The sequence below is a fragment of the Ornithinimicrobium carbonis genome, from assembly GCF_977012275.1.
The window spans coordinates 471,645-493,162 of sequence record NZ_OZ348993.1; the positions used below are offsets into that span (position 1 = coordinate 471,645).

The 21,518-nt window shown below is 72.7% G+C and carries 21 protein-coding genes and 1 pseudogene; 5 read left to right on the top strand and 17 right to left on the bottom strand.

Features of this window, described 5'->3' with window-relative positions; translation table 11 throughout:
• Positions 1-294: 294 nt before the first annotated feature.
• The 5 genes and pseudogenes from ACWHYA_RS02130 to ACWHYA_RS02150 all read right to left on the bottom strand — a co-directional run.
• Positions 295-720: pseudogene (locus tag ACWHYA_RS02130) on the bottom strand (GNAT family N-acetyltransferase); the annotation flags it as partial.
• A complete protein-coding gene (locus ACWHYA_RS02135; protein ID WP_425939334.1) occupies positions 672-1,517 on the bottom strand; it encodes a TatD family hydrolase in 846 nt (281 codons plus the stop codon). The pseudogene ACWHYA_RS02130 and the gene ACWHYA_RS02135, both read right to left, overlap by 49 nt.
• Complete coding sequence (metG, locus tag ACWHYA_RS02140; RefSeq protein WP_425939333.1) at positions 1,514-3,337, bottom strand: methionine--tRNA ligase; 1,824 nt, start codon at positions 3,335-3,337, stop codon at positions 1,514-1,516. Before metG ends, ACWHYA_RS02135 begins: the two co-directional genes overlap by 4 nt.
• Before the next feature lie 79 nt (positions 3,338-3,416).
• Positions 3,417-4,814, bottom strand: coding sequence for a hypothetical protein (locus ACWHYA_RS02145; protein WP_425939331.1), 1,398 nt, complete (start codon positions 4,812-4,814; stop codon positions 3,417-3,419).
• A complete protein-coding gene (locus ACWHYA_RS02150; protein WP_425939329.1) occupies positions 4,807-5,292 on the bottom strand; it encodes a SigE family RNA polymerase sigma factor in 486 nt (161 codons plus the stop codon). Before ACWHYA_RS02150 ends, ACWHYA_RS02145 begins: the two co-directional genes overlap by 8 nt.
• A 75-nt stretch (positions 5,293-5,367) precedes the next feature.
• On the opposite strand from ACWHYA_RS02150, the gene ACWHYA_RS02155 reads away from it, so the two are divergent.
• On the top strand, positions 5,368-5,877 hold the full coding sequence (locus ACWHYA_RS02155) for a helix-turn-helix domain-containing protein (protein ID WP_425939327.1): 510 nt from the start codon (positions 5,368-5,370) through the stop codon (positions 5,875-5,877).
• A gap of 10 nt (positions 5,878-5,887) precedes the next feature.
• Positions 5,888-6,331 (top strand): VOC family protein, encoded by a 444-nt coding sequence (locus ACWHYA_RS02160; RefSeq protein WP_425939325.1) that lies wholly within the window; start codon positions 5,888-5,890, stop codon positions 6,329-6,331.
• A 31-nt stretch (positions 6,332-6,362) separates the two neighbouring features.
• On the opposite strand, the gene ACWHYA_RS02165 is transcribed toward ACWHYA_RS02160, so the two are convergent.
• Both ACWHYA_RS02165 and ACWHYA_RS02170 read right to left on the bottom strand, forming a co-directional pair.
• The gene (locus ACWHYA_RS02165) at positions 6,363-7,859 is read right to left on the bottom strand and encodes a hypothetical protein (protein WP_425939324.1); all 1,497 of its coding nucleotides are present in this window, start codon (positions 7,857-7,859) and stop codon (positions 6,363-6,365) included.
• Positions 7,846-8,340: a SigE family RNA polymerase sigma factor gene (locus ACWHYA_RS02170; protein ID WP_425939322.1), complete on the bottom strand. Its 495-nt coding sequence runs from the start codon at positions 8,338-8,340 to the stop codon at positions 7,846-7,848. The genes ACWHYA_RS02165 and ACWHYA_RS02170 overlap by 14 nt, the downstream gene beginning before the upstream one ends.
• 203 nt (positions 8,341-8,543) lie before the next feature.
• On the opposite strand from ACWHYA_RS02170, the gene ACWHYA_RS02175 reads away from it, so the two are divergent.
• On the top strand, positions 8,544-9,152 hold the full coding sequence (locus ACWHYA_RS02175; RefSeq protein ID WP_425939320.1) for a DUF4126 domain-containing protein: 609 nt from the start codon (positions 8,544-8,546) through the stop codon (positions 9,150-9,152).
• On the opposite strand, the gene ACWHYA_RS02180 is transcribed toward ACWHYA_RS02175, so the two are convergent.
• Complete coding sequence (locus ACWHYA_RS02180; RefSeq protein ID WP_425939318.1) at positions 9,146-9,634, bottom strand: GyrI-like domain-containing protein; 489 nt, start codon at positions 9,632-9,634, stop codon at positions 9,146-9,148. The genes ACWHYA_RS02175 and ACWHYA_RS02180 overlap by 7 nt on opposite strands.
• Before the next feature lie 114 nt (positions 9,635-9,748).
• On the opposite strand from ACWHYA_RS02180, the gene ACWHYA_RS02185 reads away from it, so the two are divergent.
• Complete coding sequence (locus ACWHYA_RS02185) at positions 9,749-10,252, top strand: DUF427 domain-containing protein (RefSeq protein ID WP_425939316.1); 504 nt, start codon at positions 9,749-9,751, stop codon at positions 10,250-10,252.
• A 130-nt stretch (positions 10,253-10,382) separates the two neighbouring features.
• On the opposite strand, the gene ACWHYA_RS02190 is transcribed toward ACWHYA_RS02185, so the two are convergent.
• From ACWHYA_RS02190 to ACWHYA_RS02215, 6 genes are all read right to left on the bottom strand, one after another.
• Entirely contained in the window at positions 10,383-12,098 is a 1,716-nt protein-coding gene (locus tag ACWHYA_RS02190; protein WP_425939314.1) for a cell wall-binding repeat-containing protein, read from the bottom strand.
• Between the two features lie 218 nt (positions 12,099-12,316).
• Positions 12,317-12,712, bottom strand: coding sequence for a VOC family protein (locus tag ACWHYA_RS02195; RefSeq protein ID WP_425939312.1), 396 nt, complete (start codon positions 12,710-12,712; stop codon positions 12,317-12,319).
• Between the two features lie 44 nt (positions 12,713-12,756).
• On the bottom strand, positions 12,757-13,596 hold the full coding sequence (rsmI, locus tag ACWHYA_RS02200; protein WP_425939311.1) for a 16S rRNA (cytidine(1402)-2'-O)-methyltransferase: 840 nt from the start codon (positions 13,594-13,596) through the stop codon (positions 12,757-12,759).
• A gap of 40 nt (positions 13,597-13,636) precedes the next feature.
• Entirely contained in the window at positions 13,637-14,377 is a 741-nt protein-coding gene (locus tag ACWHYA_RS02205) for a succinate dehydrogenase/fumarate reductase iron-sulfur subunit (protein ID WP_425939309.1), read from the bottom strand.
• On the bottom strand, positions 14,374-16,356 hold the full coding sequence (locus ACWHYA_RS02210) for a fumarate reductase/succinate dehydrogenase flavoprotein subunit (protein WP_425939307.1): 1,983 nt from the start codon (positions 16,354-16,356) through the stop codon (positions 14,374-14,376). The genes ACWHYA_RS02205 and ACWHYA_RS02210 overlap by 4 nt, the downstream gene beginning before the upstream one ends.
• A gap of 13 nt (positions 16,357-16,369) precedes the next feature.
• A complete protein-coding gene (locus tag ACWHYA_RS02215) occupies positions 16,370-17,068 on the bottom strand; it encodes a succinate dehydrogenase cytochrome b subunit (RefSeq protein ID WP_425939305.1) in 699 nt (232 codons plus the stop codon).
• Positions 17,069-17,134: 66 nt separating this feature from the next.
• On the opposite strand from ACWHYA_RS02215, the gene ACWHYA_RS02220 reads away from it, so the two are divergent.
• Complete coding sequence (locus tag ACWHYA_RS02220) at positions 17,135-18,736, top strand: dolichyl-phosphate-mannose--protein mannosyltransferase (protein WP_425939303.1); 1,602 nt, start codon at positions 17,135-17,137, stop codon at positions 18,734-18,736.
• Positions 18,737-18,784: 48 nt separating this feature from the next.
• Here ACWHYA_RS02220 and ACWHYA_RS02225 read toward each other — a convergent pair whose 3' ends face one another.
• From ACWHYA_RS02225 to ACWHYA_RS02235, 3 genes are read right to left on the bottom strand one after another with little or no spacing between them, the layout of a single operon-like run.
• Entirely contained in the window at positions 18,785-19,333 is a 549-nt protein-coding gene (locus tag ACWHYA_RS02225) for a tetratricopeptide repeat protein (RefSeq protein WP_425939301.1), read from the bottom strand.
• A gap of 8 nt (positions 19,334-19,341) precedes the next feature.
• Positions 19,342-21,036: a PH domain-containing protein gene (locus tag ACWHYA_RS02230; RefSeq protein ID WP_425939300.1), complete on the bottom strand. Its 1,695-nt coding sequence runs from the start codon at positions 21,034-21,036 to the stop codon at positions 19,342-19,344.
• Positions 21,033-21,515: a PH domain-containing protein gene (locus tag ACWHYA_RS02235; RefSeq protein ID WP_425939298.1), complete on the bottom strand. Its 483-nt coding sequence runs from the start codon at positions 21,513-21,515 to the stop codon at positions 21,033-21,035. Before ACWHYA_RS02235 ends, ACWHYA_RS02230 begins: the two co-directional genes overlap by 4 nt.
• Positions 21,516-21,518 lie beyond the last annotated feature (3 nt).

Genomic DNA, 21,518 nt, shown 5'->3' on the forward strand with positions numbered 1-21,518 from the left:
GCCGGTCGCCACGACCTCGGCGCCCCGCTCCACGACCCAGGTGGTCGAACCGTCCCGGTCGAGCAGCCAGCCCCAGCGGGGCGGCGAGTGCGGCATGCGCAGGTCCGACGCCGCCTGCGCAGCGTCCTGCAGGCGGCGGACGACGGGCAGGTCGGCCCGCGTCGCCGGGCGCACGACGTGCCCGTCGGGCATCGCCGGGGGCGTGACCAGCGGGCGGTGGCCGGGGATGTCGACGGCGTAGGAGTAGCCGAACGTCCGGTAGAAGTAGGGGATCCCGATCATCACCTGGAGCACGTGCCCGCGGGCCGCCGAGAGCTCGTGCGCCCACCCCATGAGGGCCCGCACCAGCCCCCGCCCCTCGTGGTCGGGGACGGTGGCGACCAGCTCGACCTGCCCCGCCGGGAGCCGGACGGTCACGTCCGATCCCGGCACCGCCAGCTGCAGCTCCTCGTTGAGCAGGGTCGCGGTGGAGACGACCCGGTCGTCGTCGACGACGACGGCGCAGGTCTCCCAGCCCGCCGCCGGATCCTGCACCACCAGCCGGTGGTCGACGGCGTCCGCCGGCTCGCCGCGGTCGGTCAGCAGCTCGCCGACCTGGGACAGGTCGGCGGGCGTGGCGGTGCACAGCACCAGCCCGTCGGGCAGGGGCGCGGGGGTCGCGTCGGTGCGCCTCACCAGGGCCCGTAGACCGTCTCGCTCGTGGCGGACAGGGCGTCGCACAGCTGGGGGACGCTCGTGCTCAGCGTCTCCGCCATGGCGCGCACGGTCAGCGGCAGCAGGTATGGCGCGTTCGCCCGGCCCCGGTGGGGGGTCGGGGTGAGGTAGGGCGCGTCGGTCTCCACGAGCAGGTGCTCCACCGGGGTGACGGCGACCGCGTTGCGCAGGTCCTTGGCGCTGCGGAAGGTCACCGTCCCGGCGAAGGAGAGGTAGTAGCCGCGCCGGACGCACTCCCGGGCCATCTCCATGTCGCCGGAGTAGCAGTGCATCACCGTGCGCTCGGGGGCGCCCTCCTCGGCCAGGATCCGCAGGACGTCCTCGTGGGCGTCGCGGTCGTGGATCTGCAGGACGAGGTCGAGCTCCTTGGCCAGCGCGATGTGCCGACGGAAGGACTCCTGCTGCGCGGCCACGCCTTCGGGTCCGGTGCGGTAGTAGTCCAGACCGGTCTCTCCGATCACCCGGATCCGCGGATGTGCTGCGAGAGTGGCGATCTCGTCGATCACGGCATCCAGGTCGCCGGCCCGCTCGTGCTTCGGAGCCTCGTTGGGGTGGATGGCGATGCCGCCGAGCAGGGCCCGGTGCTCGTCGACGATGCCGTGGGTCCACCGCGCCGACCCGATGTCGCAGCCGATCTGCACGAGCCGGTCGACCCCGACCGCCGCCGCCTCGTCGAGGACGTCCTGCAGGGCGACGAAGGGGGCGTCGTCCCGCTGGATGTCGAGGTGGCAGTGGTTGTCGACGACCGCGATCGGGAGCCGGTCCGGAGCCGGCGGACGCTCAGCGGCCCGGCCGTCCGTCATACCCCCGCCTCGTCAACGAGCCCGAGCCGCGCCCGCTCCTCGTCGACGACCGAGGGGTCCAGCTTGGTGAAGATCGGCGTCGGCCTGGCCACGGGGGCACCCACGGGCAGGGGACGGTGCTCCCAACGGGGAGCGGCGGAGTACTCCCCGGTGATGACCGGGTAGGCCGGACGGTCGGGGTCGTCGAGGTCCGGCACGTCCTGGACCACGGGCATGGGCTGGAAGACGCCCTCCCCCCCGAGCGCCCGGTGGACCGCGGTCGAGCTGTGCGGCAGGTAGGGGGAGAGCATCGTGTTGAGGTCGACGACGGCCTGGGCGAGCACGTGCAGCACGGTCGCCAGACGTTCACGCTGGTCCTCACCCTTGAGCTTGAACGGCTCGGTGGCGGAGACGTAGGCGTTCGCCTCCCCGACGAGGCGCATCGCCTCGGCCAGACCGGCCTTCTGCTTGTGCGTGCCGATGAGCCGTCCGACGGTGCCGAACCCGGCGGCGACCTGGTCGAGCAGGGCCCGGTCGACCTCCTCCAGCGCACCCGCGGCCGGGATCTCGCCGAAGTTCTTGGCGATCATCGAGGCGGTCCGGTTCACCAGGTTCCCCCAGCCGGCGACGAGCTCGTTGTTGGTGCGCTTGACGAACTCCGGCCAGGAGAAGTCGGAGTCGGACGTCTCCGGCGCGGCGGCGGAGAGGAAGTAGCGCAGCGCGTCGGGCTGGTAGCGCTCGAGCACGTCCCGCACGTAGATGACGACGTTGCGCGAGGTGGAGAACTGCTTGCCCTCCATCGTGAGGAACTCGCTGGAGACCACCTCGGTGGGCAGGTTGAGCTCGCCGAAGGGCCCGACCTGCCCACCGCGGCTCCCCCGCCCGTTGTGCGCCAGCATCTCGGCCGGCCAGATCTGGGAGTGGAAGGTGATGTTGTCCTTGCCCATGAAGTAGTAGGACAGGGAGTCGGTGTCGTTCCACCACTCGCGCCAGCGGGCCTCGTGGCCGTCACCGAGCCGCCGCGCCCACTCCACCGAGGCCGACAGGTAGCCGATGACGGCGTCGAACCAGACGTAGAGCTTCTTGGTCGGGTCCTCCGACCACCCCTCGAGCGGCACGGTGATGCCCCAGTCGATGTCCCGGGTCATCGCCCGGGGGCGGATCTCCTCGAGGATGTTCTGGGAGAACTTGATGACGTTGGGGCGCCACAGCCCGCTGTCCTCGCGTCCGTCGAGCCACTCCCCGAGCGCCTCGGCCAGGGCGGGCAGGTCGAGGAAGAAGTGCTGGGTCTCGGTGAACTCCGGCGTCTCCCCGTTGATCTTGCTGCGGGGGTCGAGCAGGTCCGCCGGGTCGAGCTGGTTGCCGCAGCTGTCGCACTGGTCGCCGCGCGCCTCGGTGTACCCGCAGATCGGGCAGGTGCCCTCGATGTAGCGGTCCGGGAGCGTCCGGCCGGTCGAGGGGCTGATGGCGACCTGCTGGGTCTGCTCGACCATGTAGCCGTTGGCGTGGCAGGCCAGGAACATGTCCTGCACGACCTGGTGGTGGTTGGCGGTGGTCGTGCGGGTGTACAGGTCGTAGGAGACCCCCAGCGCCACGAGGTCCTCGGCGATGGCCCGGTGGTTGACGTCGATGAACTCCTGCGGGCTCATCCCCGCCTTGTCCGCCTGCACGAGGATGGGGGTGCCGTGCTCGTCCGAGCCGCTCACCATGAGCACGTCGTGGCCCGCCATCCGCAGGTAGCGGCTGAAGACGTCGGAGGGGACGCCGAAGCCGGCGACGTGGCCGATGTGACGCGGGCCGTTGGCATACGGCCAGGCGACCGCGGTGAGGACGTGGGTCATGGTGTCCCAGTCTAGGTGGGGGCACCCGACCAGATGCTCGGAGACCGGAGCGCGATCAGGCGGGGGCCCTGGCGGGGGGTCAGGAACCCGCGGGTACGGCCACCACGCTCACCATGCCCGCCGGTCCGGAGATGCGCACGACCGGACCGGCACCGTCGCCCGGGACGGCCGGCGGCTGCGGACCGACGGCGAAGTGCACCTGGTTGCGGGCCGACCAGGGCCACCAGTGCTCCCTCCACAGAACTGCTCCCCCGTCGGACGGGCCGGACTCGTCGGACACCGTGAGCAGGTCCTGCCCCTCGACGTCGACCAGGCGTGGCCAGCCGTGCTGGTCGGTGGCCACCCGGTAGGTCTCGCCGAGGAGCGTCACCTCGCCTCCGGGCGGGACCGCACCGTCGGTCCCGGCCGACGCCTCCGCCGGGGCGGTGGGAACGGTCGGTGCCGACGGCCGGGGGTGCCACGTCTCACCGTCCGTCGACCACTCGATGTCGTACGACAGGTCGTCCTCAGAGGCGTCTCCATCCGCCCGGTCGTCGGCGAACAGGACCATGGACCAGGGACCGACGAGCGCGGTCGCCCGCGGTGGGGACACCCGGACCGGGTCGGCACCGACCTCCTGCCGCAGCACCTCCCGGGCGAAGACCGCCTCGCGGGGCAGGCGCGCCACCGAGGCGACGACGTCACCCCCGCCCCGCCACCAGGGCCTGTCCAGGCCGGCGACGGTGAGCGTGTCCACCTCGGAGAACGAGCCACGGTCCAGGTAGCCGGCGAGCCCGGCCTCCTCGAGGGACACCGCCGTCAGAACCACGCCGTCGTCGGCCAGCTCGGCCGTGTCGGCGACGGCTCCGCCGGCCGTCCACATGTCGTCGTCGTCGTGGAGGACGAGATGTGCCGGCGCGTAGCCGGGCCTGTCGGTCGTCCAGTAGACGAGCTCCTCACCTGCGACCGTCACCACCGCCGACCCACCTGCGTCCTGGGGGTCCGGGAGGACGAGCTCGCCCGAGACACCAGGCGGCCGGGCCCACACCACCACGGTCGCCCCGGTGCCGGCATACACCTCGACGCCGCCCGCCAGGCTCCGGCCCTCCACCGTCTCCTCGACGCCGTCCGCGACGAACGTGGCGGAGGACGAGTCCGCGGTCCGGCCCAACGTCAGCGGCTGCACGTTCCCGACGCCCTGCAGACCCTCCGGAAGGACGACCGGCGACGCCTCCTCCACCTCCCACGCCACGCCCGCCGGCGTGACCTCCCGGGTTCCCGACAGACCGCCACCGGCCCCACCCGTGCCGAGCCAGAGGGCCCCCGCCAGGGCGAGGGTGCCGATCGTCAGACCCGCCCCGCCCGCGCGGCGGCGGCGCACGATCTGCTCACCGCGACGCACGACGTCCGTGCGGGCCAGGTGCAGCGGCGGGGAGTGGACGGCGGCCCGGTCGAGCAGCGCCAGCACGTCACGGTCCGAGGTGTGGCTGTCAGACATGGGTCTGCTCTCCCTCCAGCAGCTGGGCGCGCAGGCCGCGCAGCCCGTGCATCGTGTAGCTCTTGACGGTGCCCACTCCGATGCCGAGCGTCTCGGCGGTCTGGCGCTCGGACAGGTCGAGGTAGTGCCGCAGCACGACGCACTCGCGTTCGCGCGGACTGAGGGTCCGCAGCGCCCGGACGAGGTCGACGGTCCGGGGATCGGAGACGTGCCCCGTGTCCGGCGCGTCGTCGGTGAGCACCTCCCGCCGCTGCCTGCGCCAGCGGTCGGTGTGCAGGTTGGCCATCACCCGACGGGCGAAGGCGAGGGGGTTGCCGCCCCGCACCCTCGACCAGCGGGCGTAGGTCCGAGAGAGCGCCTCCTGCGCCAGGTCCTCGGCGGCGTGCTGCTGACCGGTGAGGAGCCAGGCGGCGGCGAGCAGACGGGGCGAGGCGTCGTCGAAGAAGGCCGCGAACTCCTCCTCGTGCGTAGACCGCATACCGCCTCCTCGCGTGGACCCTCTCACCTGGACAACGTGCGGGGCCGACGAAAGGTGGGGGACACTGCCCGCATCGTGACGTACGAGGAGCCTCCGTCCCCTCCGCCCCGCCGACGCACCGGGCGGGTCCCCGAGGACGTGCTCGTCCACCTGCGCCGGGCCCGCGACCACGTCGACCGGCACTTCCACGAGCCGCTCGACCTGGAGACGCTGGCCGGGGTCGCCGGGCTGAGCAAGTTCCACTTCCTGCGGCTCTTCAGCCGCACCTACGGCCGCACCCCCGGGGTCAACCTCTCCGAGCGTCGGGTCGAGCGGGCCCAGGACCTGCTGCGCGGCGCCAACCTCACGGTCACGGAGGTGTGCCACGCGGTCGGCTTCAGCAGCCTCGGCTCGTTCAGCTCCCGCTTCCGGGACATCACGGGGGAGAGCCCGAGCCAGTTCCAGCGCAGGTATGCCGCGCTCGGGGCTCCGCGCATCCCCGGCTGCTACGTGTTCATGCGGGGGCTGGCCGAGCGCCGCCGCCCGTCCGGGACCGGCGGGAACACCGCAACCGGGGAGAAGCCGGGAGCACCCGGCCCCGGCTAGCGTCGTGCCCATGATCACCAACGTCTCCCTCGTCAGCGTCTGGGTCACCGACCTGGACGACTCTCTCGCCTTCTACACCGACGTCCTCGGGTTCGAGAAGGGCGACGACGTGCAGCTGGGCCCCGACTTCCGCTGGCTGACCGTCGTGCACCCGCAGCAGCCCGAGCTCCACCTGCACCTGACCACCCCCGGCGAGCCGCTCTCCCCCGAGCTGGTCGAGGCGATGCGCCGGGCCCAGGCCGAGGGTGGGCTGCCGGGAGTGGGCCTGACCGTCGACGACTGCCGCCGGACCCACGCCGAGCTGGTCGCCAAGGGCGTGGAGTTCCTCCAGGAGCCCACCGAGCGCCCCTACGGGGTCGAGGCCCTCATGCGGGACAACTCCGGCAACTGGATGGTTTTGGTGGAGCGCCGGGACTTCGACCCGTCCACGATGACCGAGGCCGACCTCGCCTGAGGGTCACCGCCCCGGCAGGGTGGAGTCCGCCTCAGCTCGAGCCGAACTCCACCAGGGCGGGAGGCTCCCACGCCTCGACCCGGTCGCCCACCTGACGCCCGACCGCCACGACCACCTCGGTGTCGGTGCCGTCGACGACGAGCGCGGTGACCAGGGTGCCGTCGCCGAGCACCAGCTGGGCCACGTCCCGGGGCTCGACCCACTCCGGCCCGTCCTCGCCGGAGACCTGGACGCGCGCGTCGGACAGCACGGTCGCGCCGGGCTCCCAGCCGGTGGCGAGCACGACGACCGAGCCGTCGACCGACGTCGTCGCCAGACCCCGGCCCAGCTGCTCGGCCGCCACGCGCCCGACCTCCTCCCCGTCCTCCTGCGACGTGAGCACCAGCGTCCCCGGGTCGGCCGGGTCCGGGTCCACCGACATCGTCCCGGCCGCGCCGTCGAGCGCGAAGAGGTCCTGCGCGTGCAGGTCGAGATCGGTCCTGACCCCGCCGAGGGTGAAGGTCACCTGCACCCCGCTCGCGTCCTCAGCCTCCCCGGGCGGACCGGTGACGGCCAGGACGACGGGGCGACCGGCCAGGGCGACCGTCCCGGCGTCCACGGTCGCGTCCTGCGGACCGGTGGCGCCCGCCCTCGTGACCGTGACCTCCTGCGCGCCCTCGGGAAGCACGGCGAGCAGGCGCTGCCCCTCCTCGTCGGCCAGGCCGGACGAACCGGTCACCGCAGGCGCCCCGCCGAGCTGGTCCAGCCCGACCACCTGGCTCCCGGGCCGGTCGTCGTCCAGGGCGTAGCCCCACACCCCCCGGGACTCGTCGACGAAGGCGACCGCCCGCTCGCCACCGGCGCGAAGCACCTCCGCGCCGACCGGTGCGCCGGAGAGCGCCACGACCTCCTCCTTCCCGACGAGGTAGACGTCCAGGACCTCCTCCGGGAGGGGCTGCAGGTCCGAGAGCCAGGAGGCCCAGGCGAACGTCTCACCGTCCAGCTCGGCGTACTGCACCCCCGACGGCCCGCCCGGGTCGTGCGGTCCGACCAGCGGGACCGAGGTGAGCACGCCCTCGGGCTCGCGCCACACGGCCACGGTCATCCGCTCCCCGGCGAACACCTCCAGGCCCGGCCTCACTGTCTGTGCCGGCACCGACTCGACCTGCCGTCCCAGGTCGGAGAGCTCGAGGACCACCGGTCCGTCCGGAACGGGCCGCGCGAGCTCGGCCCGGTAGTCGTGCTCGACCCGGTCCTCGTCGTAGACCGTCACACCGGTGAACAGCACCCCGTCGACCGGCTCACCCTGCTCCCAGACGTGGCCCGCCGGGACGATCTCGGTCGTCCCGGTCAGCACCCCTCCTCCGGGGCCGGCGAGCCAGAGCGCGCCGACGAGGGCCAGACTCCCGACACCCAGGGTTCCTGCAGCCGCCCGGCGGCGCCGGACGCGGCGGCTCCCGGTGGCCAGGACGGCCTTCATCGGCACGTCCATCGGCGGCGTGTGCGCGGCGGCCCGGTCGAGCAGCGTGGTCAGCTCACGGTCGGACATGGCGGTCCTCCTGGTCCTGCATCAGCGGCCGCAGTGCGGCCAGCCCCCTGCTCGTGTAACCCTTGACGGCCCCGACGCTGACGCCGAGCGCCTCGGCGGTCTGCCTCTCGGACAGGTCGAGGTAGTGCCGCAGCACGACGCACTCCCGCTCCCGTGGAGCCAGCTGCTGAAGGGCGCGCAGCAGGTCGACCGTCTGCGGATCGGCACCGCGTCCGCCACCCTCCGGCAGGTCGCCGGTGAGCACCTCCCGGCGCGCGCTGCGCCACCGGTCCGTGTGCAGGTTGGCCAGCACCCTCCTCGCGTAGGCCGCGGGCTGGCCGGAGCGCAGACGGGGCCAGCGCACGTAGAGGCGCACCAGCGTCTCCTGGACGAGGTCCTCGGCCGCGTGCGGGTCGGCGGTCAGCATCCATGCCGAGGTCAGCAACCAGGGCTTGGCCCCGGTCGCGAACTCGACGAACGCCTCCTCGTCGGTGCGGCGCACCTGCTCACCTGCTCCCGTGTCGGTAGGGACGATCGTCCCCTGCACCCGTCCTCAACGGCGCACGGGGTCGGAAGGTTGTGCCGGCGTCCCGGACGGCGGCGGCCGGTGGCCCGGCCGCGGCGGGAAGAGGAACGACATACCCCGTGGTTGTATGGGGCGAGCGTGGCCCCGCCCGGGGCCCGCCCCAGCAAGGAGGCCACCACGTGCTCGCCGCCCTCACCGGCGCCGGCCTGTCCGCAGCGGCCGGGCTGAACGCCTACATCCCGTTCCTGATCGTCGCGCTCGTGGCCCGGTTCACCGAGGTCATCAACCTGCCCCACCAGTACGTCTGGATCGAGTCGTGGTGGGCGATCGGCATCGCCGGCGCGCTCCTGCTCTCCGAGGTCGTGCTGGACAAGATCGCCGTCGTCGACCACATCAACGACGCGGTGGGCACGTTCGTGCGTCCGGCCACCGGTGGGTTGATCTTCGCCGCGACCACGGCTGCCGAGGACTTCGAGCAGGGCTCGAATTTCATGGCCGACAACCCCTGGGTGGGGGTGCTGCTCGGCATCGTCACCGCCGGGATCGTGCACACCGGCAAGGCCGTCACCCGCCCGGCCGTCAACGTCGGGACGGGAGGGTTGGGCACCCCGGTGGTGTCCGCGGCCGAGGACGGGGCGGCCATCACCCTGTCCCTCGTGGCGGTCTTCCTGCCCGTGCTCGTGGTCTTCCTGCTGCTCCTGCTGCTGTGGGGGCTGTGGACGCTGTGGCGCCGGGCCTCAGGACGACGACGGCGGACCGACCAGCTCATGGCCGACGCCGGCTACTGACCCCCGTCCTGCAGCGGCCAGCAGATCTGGGTCCGCAGGGTGGCGGGGTCCACGCCCGGCCCGGGCTCGGTGAGGTAGACCTCCCACATCGAGGACGAGGGGGTCCGGCCCCGCTCGCCGATCCACCGGGCCAGCTCGGCGTAGGACCCGCCCAGTCCGTCGTAGGCGCCGACGTGGGTGGCGGTCACGACCTCGCCCCCGGGCAGCTCCGAGGGTCGCACCTCCCCGGCCGCCGTGACCGGCCCCGAGGTCGGGACGCCGACCTCGACGTCGACCGTGTCGGTGGGCTCGCCGCGGTAGCGGGCGTAGGGCGCGCCCGTGGGCTCCACCTGCTGCTCGCGCAGCGTGGCGAAGAGCAGGCCGAAGGAGTCGTCGAAGAAGCTGCGCAGCGCCTCCATCGGCACCGTCGCGCGGACGGCCGCCGTCGGCACGGGCTCGAGGGTGGTGATCACGATGTCCTGCAGGCTGGGGTGGGTGCTCATGGGTCCTCCTCGTCGTGCTCCGGGTCCGGCCCGACGCTACTCCTGGTCGGGCGGACGGGGAACGGCCCGCCGCGGCCGACCGTTGGGTGGGTGGACGCGGACGAAGGAGACGGTATGCAGCGCAGGACCCCCCGACCAGAACGACCCGGGCCCGGTCAGGAGTCGGTGTGGGACTACCCCCGACCTCCACGGGTCGACCCCAGCAGCTCGCTCGTCGAGGTGGAGCTGGGCGGGCGGACGATCGCCCGGACGACGCGGGCCCTGCGGGTCCTGGAGACCAGCCACCCGCCGACCTACTACCTGCCCCGCACCGCCTTCGCCCCCGGCGTCCTCCAGCCGGCGGCCGGCAGCTCCTTCTGCGAGTGGAAGGGGGACGCGGCATACCTCGACCTGGTGGCGGGCGACCGGACCGCCGGGCGTGCCGCCTGGACCTACCCGGACCCCTCGCCCGGTTTCGAGCCGCTGCGCGACCACGTCGCGCTCTACCCCGGCCTCGTGGACCGGTGTCTGGTGGACGGGGAGGTGGTGCTTCCCCAGCCGGGAGGCTTCTACGGCGGCTGGATCACCTCGTCGGTGGTCGGACCGTTCAAGGGGGACCCGGGCACCTGGGGCTGGTGAGGCGGGGGCTGGGGGGGGCCGGGCCGGTGAGGCGGAGCTCCGGGCCGGCGCTCGGCGTGTCGGGCCGGACGCGCCGGGCCGGACGTGCCGGTGCCCCCGCCCAGGGGCGGGGGCACCGGTCAGGACAGGCTCAGCGTGCGAGCGCGTCCCAGAGGGAGACGAGGACGTCGTCGGAGATGACGCCCGGGCCGGCCCACGCGGCGGCGGGGCCGCTGGCCAGCGCGTCCGGGAAGTTCAGGCCCGAGGCCACCAGGACGGTGTGCGGGGCTCCGATCTTCCCGGCCACGGCGACGGCAGTCTCGTAGCGGTTCGCACCCGCGATCCGCTCCACGACGTAGCCTCTGGACTCCAGGGTGGCCTGCACCGACGGGGCGATCGACAGCTCGCCACCGATGATGAGGACGGTGCCGCCGACCGGCAGCACGCGGTCGATCTCGTCACCGACGCGAGGGTCGAGCAGGACCTTCGTGAGCAGCATCGGGGCGTTCACCCTCTTGGTGAGGGGGACGGCCGCCAGGGCGTCCCCGAAGTCGTCCGACCGTGCCAGCACGACGGCGCCGGCCTGGTCGTCCGCGAACCGCTCCTGCGAGAGCAGGACCGCGGTGTCGACGCGGTCCACGCCGCCGACCTGGGTCACCGCGGACGGCTCGAGGAGCGCCAGCTCCTGGTCGGCCGTGGTGTCCGCACCGATGACGTCGAAGTAGAAGCCCTCGATGACCTCGTTCTCGTGGTAGTAGACGATCGTGCTGCGCACGTCGTCGACCCACTGCGCGTAGCCCAGCACACCGGTCAGCTCGGTGTCGTCGACCGCCTCGTCCGGCAGCGCCGTGAGGTTGGTGTAGTCGACCACGTCGAGGATCCGGTCCACGTGCCACGTCAACGACGGGACGTGCAGCCAGGTGGCGCTGCCCGTGAAGTACTCGGACCGGGTGTAGCGGAAGCTGGAGTAGTCGATGAACTGCTCGTCGGGCACCGCGACGCCGTCGGTCGGGTCCGGGTCCGCGGACCGGTTGAACTCGACGTTCCAGCCCTCGGGGGCCACCCAGCCCGGCTCGGGCGGGAAGGGGATGATCCGGTTGTAGTACAGCACCGCGTCGATGGACAGCGGCACGTACTTGCCTGCGGCGGACCCGGTCGAGGCGCCGGCCAGCATCCAGGCGTCCAGCGGCGCGATGTAGGCCGGCGGGCCGGCCGTCACCTCGTCGTGGACCTCGAGCCCGGGCAAGGTCCCCGTCTCCAGGATCGTCGTGTACATCGCCGCGTGCTCCGGGGAGGCGTCGATGGGGATGCCGTCGGTGGTGATGCGCCCGGCGCCGTCCAGCGTGATGTCGGTGGCGGCGAGCAGCCGCTCCTCGACGACGTCGATCTTCGACTGGAGGACGTCGTCGGTGGTCCGGATGAGGTTGAGCCTCTCCAGCTCGACCTCGCTCGCGTAGTCGGTGAACCCGGCCTGCACGTCGCAGGCTCCGACCTCCTCCTCCCCCTCGACCGGGTCAGGGATGGCCTCGCCGACCAGCGGGACCAGCCAGACCGTGCGCCCGTCGACCGGGTTCACGGTCGGTGCCAGGCCCGGGATCTCGGTGTAGGAGATCGGCTGGACGCAGTACTCGACCGTCGTGACATCCTCGACGGTGACCGTGTAGTCCGTCAGTACCGGGGTGCCGTCCTCCGCCCGGAGGATGACGAGCAGGTCCGAGTACAGGTCCCCCGTACCTCCTCCGCCTCCGCCCCCGCCGCCGCCTCCGTCCCCCGGGGCGTCCGTCATGGCGAGGGCCCCCTGCGGGGCGACCAGGGCCCCCAGGAGAAGGGCCGAGACGAATGCTCCTCGTCGTGTTCGAGCATTCATGGCATGCTCCGTTCCCGCGTCCGTGGACGCATTCCCAGGAGCGGGGACTGGGCGGTCTCGTCGTCGAGATCATGCCCGGGATGCGGTCCCCGTTCACCTCTCACCGTGCCCCTGGGAGCGGCCGGGGAACAGGCTCTGGCCGGGTGATCTGCCGCACATCACGCCCTGCGGAGCGTGAGATCGGACACACCCTGGCGGGCGAGCGCGACCGCGACCGGTCAGGCGGCGTCGGGATCGGGTTGGTGCAGCCCGAACGTGTTGCCCTCGGTGTCGAGGTAGTAGCCCTGCCACGCCATGCCGGGGAGGGCGTACTTCGGCAGGGCGACCTGGCCGCCGGCCGCCAGGATCTTCGCCTCGGTGGCGTCGTAGTCCTCGATCCCCACCGTGCAGACGAAGGCGTTCGTCCCCTGCTGGGGCGCGGGCGCGGGTGCCGGGCGGACCAGCAGCCCACCGTTGATGCCGGGCTCGTCGTCGGGCCCGGTCACCACCCCCCAGTAGGGGGCGTCGACGAAGGAGCTGTAGTCCTCGAACGTCCAGCCGAAGACCTCGGCGTAGAACGCCCGCGCGCGGTCGACGTCGTCGGCCTGGATCTCGAAGTGGACGGGGCGGGCCATGGCGACCTCCTGGGGTCCGGCGGCGGGTGCTGACCCCGGTCAACCTACTCCCGATGACCGACGGCGGTGTCGTAGAGCATCTTCGCGGACAGACCGGTGCGGCTCGCCACGTCCCGGCAGACGGTCTTGAGCCGTTCCCCGTCGGCGACTCTCGCCAGCACCTGCCCCACGGCCTCCTCGACGCCGACGGCCGACGCCGCCGGGTCCGCCCCGGCCACGACCACGGTGATCTCCCCGCGGACGCCGTCGGCGGCCCAGCCGGCCAGCTCCGCCAGCCCGCCCCGACGGACCTCCTCGTAGGTCTTGGTCAGCTCCCGGCAGACGGCACCCGGGCGGTCCGCCCCGAGGACGTCGGCCATGGCGGTCAGGGTGGACGCGAGCCGGTGGGGCGCCTCGAAGAAGACCATGGTCCGCGGCTCGGCCACCAGGGCCTGCAGCGCGCGGGTCCGCTCCCCCGGTCTGCGCGGCAGGAACCCCTCGAAGCAGAACCGGTCCACCGGCAGCCCCGACACGGCCAGCGACATCAGCACCGCCGACGGCCCCGGCACGCAGGTCACCGGCAGGGCCGCCTCGACGCAGGCCGCCACCAGCCGGAACCCCGGGTCCGAGACCGAGGGCATGCCGGCGTCGGTGACCATCACGACCCTGGCCCCGCCCGCGATCCGGTCCACGAGCTCGGGGGTCCTGGAGGCCTCGTTGTGCTCGTGGTAGCTGAGCACCTGGCCGCCGACCGTGACCCCCAGCCGGTCGGTCAGCCGCCTCAGCCGACGGGTGTCCTCGGCGGCGACGACGTCGGCCCCCGCGAGCTCCTCGAGCAAGCGGGGGCTGGCGTCCCGGGCGTCCCCGATCGGGGTGGCGGCCAGGACCAGGGCGGCGGACGTCATACCCGGAGCGTATGCGGTGCCGCCACCGTGGGGGTGCGCGTCAGCGGCCGTAGCCGGCGTGCCTCAGGTCGGCGTTCATCTGGGAGATCACGTTGAGCGGGATCCCCTTGGGGCAGGCCCGGGTGCACTCGCCGAGGTTGGTGCAGCCGCCGAAGCCCTCGGCGTCGTGCTGCGCGGTCATCGAGGCCACCCGGGCCTCACGCTCGGGCTGGCCCTGGGGGAGTTCGCCCAGGTGCGTGATCTTGGCGCCCATGAAGAGCATGCCGGAGGCGTTGGGGCAGGCCGCCACGCACGCGCCGCAGCCGATGCACTCGGCGGCCATGAACGCCCGGTCGGCGTGCTCCTTGGGCACCGGCGTCGCGTGCGCGTCCGGGGCCGAGCCGGTGTTGGCCGAGATGAAGCCCCCGGCCTGGATGATCCGGTCGAAGGCCGCACGGTCGACGACGAGGTCCTTCAGGACCGGGAAGGGGTCGGCCCGCCACGGCTCGACGACGATCTCGTCGCCGTCCTTGAAGGAGCGCATGTGCAGCTGGCAGGTGGTGGTCCGCTCAGGGCCGTGCGCCTCGCCGTTGATGACGACGCCGCACTGTCCGCAGATGCCTTCACGGCAGTCGGAGTCGAAGGCGACCGGTTCCTCGCCCTTGGCGATCAGCTGCTCGTTGAGCAGGTCCAGCATCTCCAGGAAGGAGCTGTCCTCCGAGACCCCGTCGATGTCGTAGCGGACCATCTGGCCCTTGACCTGCGGGCGGTCCTGCCGCCAGATCTTCAGCGCGAGCCTCACTTGTAGCTCCTCTGCTTGAGCTCGATGAATTCGTAGACGAGGTCCTCCTTGTGCAGCACGGGAGGCTGGTCGTCACCGCCCCACTCCCAGGCCGCCACGTAGGCGTACTCGTCGTCGTGGCGCAGCGCCTCGCCGTCCTCGGTCTGCGACTCGGCCCGGAAGTGACCGCCGCAGGACTCGCGCCGGTGGAGGGCGTCGATGCACATCAGCTCGCCCAGCTCGATGAAGTCGGCCACCCGGCCGGCCTTCTCCAGGGACTGGTTGAGCGTGTCGGCCGACCCGAGGACGCGCACGTCGCGCCAGAACTCCTCGCGCAGCGCACGGATGTCCGCGATCGCCTCGCGCAGGCCCTCCTCGGTGCGTTCCATGCCGCACTTCTCCCACATGATCTTGCCCAGCTCCTTGTGGAAGGAGTCGACCGTGCGACTGCCGTCGATCGACAGGAGCCGCTCGACCCGGTCGGCCACCTGCTGGTGCGCCTCGGCCACGGAGGGGTGGTCCTCGCCGATGGCCTCGAAGGGGCCCTTGGCGAGGTAGTCGCGGATGGTGTTCGGCAGCACGAAGTAGCCGTCGGCCAGCCCCTGCATGAGAGCCGATGCGCCCAGCCGGTTGGCGCCGTGGTCGGAGAAGTTGGCCTCGCCCGTGACGAACAGCCCGGGGATGGTCGACTGCAGGTCGTAGTCCACCCACAGGCCGCCCATCGTGTAGTGCACGGCCGGGTAGATGCGCATCGGCACCTCGTAGGGGTTCTCCCCGGTGATGCGCTCGTACATGTCGAAGAGGTTGCCGTACTTGGAGCGCACCGCGTCCTCGCCCAGGCGGCCGACCGCGTCGGCGAAGTCCAGGTAGACGCCGCGCCGAACCCCGTCGACCTTGGGGCCCACGCCGCGACCCTCGTCGCACATGTTCTTGGCCTGCCGTGAGGCGATGTCGCGCGGGACCAGGTTGCCGAAGCCGGGGTAGATCCGCTCCAGGTAGTAGTCGCGGTCCTCCTCGGAGATCTCCCGCGGGTCCTTCTCGCAGTCCTCGGCCCGCCTGGGCACCCAGATCCGACCGTCGTTGCGCAACGACTCGCTCATCAGGGTCAGCTTGGACTGGTGCTCCCCGCTCTGCGGGATGCAGGTCGGGTGGATCTGCGTGTAGCAGGGGTTGGCGAAGTGGGCGCCCTTGCGGTGCGCCCGCCAGTTGGCGGTGACGTTGGAGCCCATCGCGTTGGTCGAGAGGAAGAACACGTTGCCGTAGCCGCCGGAGGCCAGCACCACCGCGTCCGCCAGGTGGGTCTCGATCTCCCCGGTGACCAGGTCGCGGGCGATGATGCCGCGGGCCCGCGGCCCCGCGCCGTCGTCGACGACGATGAGCTCCAGCATCTCGTGCCGGGCGAACATCTCCACGGTGCCGGCGGCGATCTGCCGTTCCAGCGCCTGGTAGGCGCCGATGAGCAGCTGCTGCCCCGTCTGACCGCGGGCGTAGAACGTGCGGGAGACCTGCACGCCGCCGAAGGAGCGGTTGTCCAGCAGTCCGCCGTACTCCCGGGCGAAGGGCACCCCCTGCGCCACGCACTGGTCGATGATGTCGGCGCTGACCTCGGCCAGGCGGTAGACGTTGGTCTCCCGCGACCGGTAGTCGCCCCCCTTGACGGTGTCGTAGAAGAGCCGGTGCACCGAGTCGCCGTCGCCCTTGTAGTTCTTGGCCGCGTTGATGCCGCCCTGGGCGGCGATGGAGTGCGCGCGCCGCGGGCTGTCCTGGTAGCAGAAGGACTTGACGTTGTAGCCCGCCTCGCCCAGGGTCGCACCGGCCGCCGCGCCCGCCAGCCCGGTGCCGACGATGATCACCGAGAGCTTGCGCCGGTTGGCCGGGTTGACCAGGGCCGCCTCGAACTGGCGGGTGGTCCACTTCTGGGAGATGTCACCGGCCGGGGCCTTGGTGTCGGCGATCGGCTCACCCTCGCGGTAGAGGCCGTCGATCAGCATGTCAGTCATAGGTCAGCAGTCCTCAGTCGACGAGCCCGAACAGGATGGCGAACGGCGGGACCATGAAGCCCACGACGATCAGCGTGGTCACGAGGATGGAGATGAACCGGATCTGCTCGGCCCGCTTCAGCGAGGTGTTCAGACCCATCGTCATCGCCGCGCCCCAGAACCCGTGCAGCAGGTGCAGCCCCAGGAACACCATCGCGACCAGGTAGATGAGCACGCCCCACCAGTGGCCGAAGGTGTCCAGCACCCGCGCCGCCGGCGACGCGTGGGCCTCCCCGATCGTCACGGTCTGCGTCGTGAAGTGCAGCAGGTGGAAGATGATGAAGGCCAGGATCGCCAGCCCGCCCCAGCGCATCGCCTTGGCGTAGAAGTTCCCGTAGCCCTGACGCTTCATGACGTAGCGCTGGCTGCGCGCGCCCGCGGCCCGTCGCCACAGCGACGCGGCGGCCCACACGTGCAGCACCAGCGCCGCCAGGAGGGCGACCCGGATGATCCACAGCAGGCCCTTCTCCGGCAGCATCGGCTCCCCGAAGGTCCGGATGTGGTGGGCGTACTCGTCGAACGCCTCGGGCCCCACGAGGATCATGAGGTTGCCGTACATGTGGATGAGCAGGTAACCGATGCCGACCAGGCCGGTCACGGCCATCACGGTCTTCAGCAGGATGCTGGGGGGTCCGCTGCGGACCTCGCGCGCAGGAGCGGTTGTCGTGGCCACGAGGGCAGGTTACTACCCCGGCCTGCGGCTCCGGCGCAGACCCACCCACCACCTACGATGCCCGGTATGGAGTCGTTGCGGGCCAGGCTGCTCGGGCCCGCCCCTCCGCCACGGGGCCGGCAGGACCGGCTGGCGTGGGCGGGGATCCTGCTGGTGACCCTCGTCGGCGGGATCCTGCGCTTCGTCCGCCTCGACGAGCCCGGCCGGCTCGTCTTCGACGAGACCTACTACGTCAAGCAGGCATGGTCCCTCCTGAGCTACGGCCACGAGCGGGAGATCCGCGAGGGGCTGGAGGATCCGGACGCCCGGTGGAACGCCGGCGACCCCGACGTCTTCGGTTCCCTGCCCGACCTCGTGGTCCACCCTCCCGTCGGCAAGTGGATGATCGCCCTGGGGCAGCTGCTGCTGGGTCCGGAGGACCCCACCGGCTGGCGCCTGGCGTCGGCCGTCGTGGGGACCCTCTCGATCCTGGTGCTGGGCCGGGTGGCGTGGCACCTGTGGCACCACGCGCTGCTGGCCGTGGCCGCCTCGACGCTGCTCGCGGTGGACGGCCACCACTTCGCCCAGTCCCGGATCGGGCTGCTCGACGTCTTCGTCATGTGGTGGGCCCTGCTGGCCTTCCTCCTGCTCCTCCTCGACCGCGAGCAGGCGCGGCGTCGGCTGGCGGACCGCTGGCCCGCCTGGGAGCGCGGCCGGGACGATCCGGTCCCCCGCCGACCGTGGCGGCGCTGGGCGCGGTGGTGGGGGCCGCCGCTGGGGGTCCGCTGGTGGCGCGTCGCCGCGGGGGTCAGCCTGGGCCTGTGCGTCGGCACCAAGTGGTCGGGCCTGTTCTTCCTCGCCGTCTTCGGCCTGATGACCGTGTGGTGGGACCTGGGTGCGCGCCGCGCCGCCGGGGCTCCCGGATGGTTCGTCGGCACCGTGGTGCGCGACGGCATACCCGCGTTCGTGTCCATGGTCCCCGTCGCCCTGGCGACCTACGTGGCGACCTGGGCCGGCTGGTTCGCCACCGAGGGCGGGTGGAAGCGGCAGTGGGCGGCCCAGAACCCCCTGGCCGACGGCAGCCCCGCGGCACTGGTCCCCGACGCCGTGCGGTCGTTGTGGGCCTACCACGCCGAGATGATGTCCTTCCACGTCGGGCTGCAGAACGAGCACCGGTGGAGCTCCAACCCCTGGGGCTGGACGGTGCAGTGGCGACCCACCCTCTTCTACGCCGAGTGGCCGACCCGCGGGGAGTCCGGCTGCGAGGCGGCCGAGTGCGTCAGCTACGTCGCCTCGCTGGGCAACGTCCTCCTCTGGTGGGGCGCCACGGCCGGGCTGGTCGTCGTGGCCTTCCTGTGGCTGCTCGGCCGGGACTGGCGGGCAGGAGCGGCCCTCTCGGGGGTGGTCGCCGGCTGGCTGCCGTGGTTCCTCTACCAGACCCGGACGATCTACAGCTTCTACGCGGTGGCCTTCCTCCCCTGGCTCGTGCTCGTCGTGGTGGCCTGCCTGGGCCTCGTCCTGGGTCCGGCGACCGCGTCCCCCCGGCGGCGCCGGTGGGGGGCGGTGCTCGTGGTCGGCTACCTCGTTCTCGCCGCCGCCTGGTTCGTCTGGTACTACCCGGTCCACACCGCGGTCGTGCTGCCGCGCGAGCAGTGGCGCTGGCGGATGTTCTTCGACTTCTGGAACTAGGCCGCCGGGACTTCTGGAACTAGGCCGCCGGCGGTCGGCGCGGCCGGCTCAGGCCTGCAGCCCCATCGCCTCGGCGATCTTCAGGTGGGGTGCGCCCTCCTCGGCGCGCCCGGCCCGTTGCAGGGTGCGGGCGAGCAGGAGGTGCGCGTAGGCGTCCGTGGGCCAGCGCTCGAGCAGACCCCGCAGGACCTCCTCCGCCCGGCCCAGCGACGCCGAGTGGTAGTGGGCACGGGCCAGCAGCAGCCGGATCTCGGCGTTGCCGGGCTCGGCGTCCACGAGCGGCACGAGGAGCTCGACCGCTCGGGAGTAGGACCGGCTCTGGAACAGGAACGTCGCCCGGTCGTAGCGGGCGTGGTCGTCCAGCTCGTCGTCGCCCGGAAGCTGGATCGGCGGCAGCGCGGGGCCCGGGTCGCCCGGGTCGGCGGGTACGGCCGGGTCGGCGGGTACGGCCGGGTCGGCGGGTGCGGCCGGGTCGACGACGGTGCCCGGGTCGGCGGGTGCGGCCGGGTCGACGACGCCCGGCACGTCCTCGTCCCGGTCCTCGCCGTCCCCTCCTCCGGCCCCCAGCCCGCGCAGCATCCGCTCCATGTCGTCCATGGCAGGAACTACGCCAGGACGTCCTCCAGCATTCCCGGCGTGGCCCGGAGCGCCAGGTCCACCGCCACCGCCAGGGGCACGTCAGGGACCACGACCTGCTCCGAGCCCGCCGCGGTCGTCGCGGTCAGGTGGCACAGGCCCAGACGACGCTGGAAGAAGCTCTGGTGGACCACCCAGCCGATGACCCCCGCCCGCTCCAGCACCTCCCGCGTCCGCACGACCGCGCCCGTCTGGACGACGACGTGGTCCCCGGTCAGGCCATGCCCCAGGTTGCGCCAGGACGCCTCGGCCAGCACACCGTTGAACAGGCCCACACCCAGGAGCACCGCGAGCGGGATCCACCCGGGCCACCCCACGAACCACCACCGGTCGAGCCACACCGGAACGGCTGCGAGGGCGGCCAGGAAGAGGGAGCCCCACTGGGCGCGGACGTGGATGCGGCGACGGGCCAGGGGTCCGTGCCCGACGAGCGACATCGTCAGCGGCCCCTCCTCCTCGAGCAGCTCGTGCCCTACCCGGGTCACCACGGTCCGGGGCGCCGGCGGCAGCACCCTGGTGGTCCCCCCGGTGCCGATGCCGGTGGCGATCGCGGTCAGCTCGGCCCCGCGGACGAACCGCAGCAGGAACGGCTCGCCCATGCGCACGCCGCGGACCTTCTCCCGCTCGATCGTCTGGCTGTGGGTGGTCAGCAGCCCACGGGTCACGCGCAGGTTGCCCCCCGGCTCGCGGACCACGCGCAGGTTCCACCAGGTCAGGACGTAGCTCAGCGTCGAGAGCACCACCCAGCCCACGACGACCCCCACGACGGCCGCCGTGACGAGGACGGCCACCGCCTGTGCCACCACCCAGGCCCAGGCGTCCTGGACCACCGCGACCTCGTCCACCGGCACGTCGTCGCCGAACTGGGCCAGCACACCGGCCACACCGGCCACGACCACCAGGCTGGAGAGGCTGAACGGCGCGTAGCGCAGCCAGCCCCAGTCGATCCGCGCCAGCTCGACCTCGTCGGCGGGCAGGCGGGCCTGCGCGGCACCGGCGGCGGTCGTCCCCGGCGCCGGCGGGGGGTGTGCCGTGCCCGCGCCGGACGGGACCTGTCCGGGTGCGACCGACCCGGGCGCGCCCGACCCGTGTGCACCAGACCGGGACAGCAGGAAGGTGCGCATCCGCGCCGCCTGGTCCCGACCCAGGCCGTCGAGCTCGATCCGGCTGCTGTCGACCCCCGTGCCGACCTTGACCGTGGTCAGCCCCAGGACGCGGTGCACCGGGGTGGACTCGATGTCCACGCTGCGGACCCGGTCGAGCGGGGCGGTCAGCACCCGCCTGTTCAGCAGCCCCGTCCGCAGCTGGAGCTGGGCGTCGGTCACCCGGTAGCGGGTGATGAACCAGGAGACCATGCCGGCCAGGAGGGCGATCGCACCACCCACGACGGCGACCCAGATCCACCACGCCCCGCCGTCACCCCGGCCGATGAAGAAGGCGAGGAGCAGGGGGACGGCCATCGAGCCCAGGCCGCGCACCGGATGCACGAGGAGCATCCGGGGGCTGAGCCGCTGCCACTCCTCCCCGGCGCCGGCGGGCACCGGACCCGGGGCCGGCGCGCGCGTCGGCCCGGTCGCGTGGCCAGGACCCGTCGGCCCGGTCGCGGGGCCAGGACCCGGCACCACCGGGTCCCCGGTCGGCGGTGGCAGGTCGGACAGGCTCACGTGGCGTCGCCCCGGGTCTGCCCCGTGATCCGGGCGAGGTCCGCCGTGACCCGGTCGGCCACGTCGCTGTCCAGGCAGGGCAGGGTGATGGGACCGGCCGCCGAGGCGGTCGTCACCGTGACGTTGGCCAGGCCGTAGAGCCGCATGATCGCGCCCCGGTGGGTGTCGACCGTCTGCACCCGCGAGAGCGGCGCGATCCGCTGGTCGCGGGAGAGCCAGCCGGTCTGGGCGAAGACCTTCTCGCCGGTGACCTCCCACCGGGTGCGGCGGTACCGCACGATCGGCTCGAGGGTCACGTCGGCGAGGTTGAGGACCATGACGACGACGAACAGCGGTCCCAGCCACCGGCCCCAGGAGTCCGGGAGGAACCAGTAGATCGTGAAGAGGACCAGCCAGGTGATGATCCCGCCGACCAGCCCGTTGACGACCCAGTAGGTCACCGCCCGCGGGCTGACCCGGTGGGCGGGCTCGCGGAGCATTGC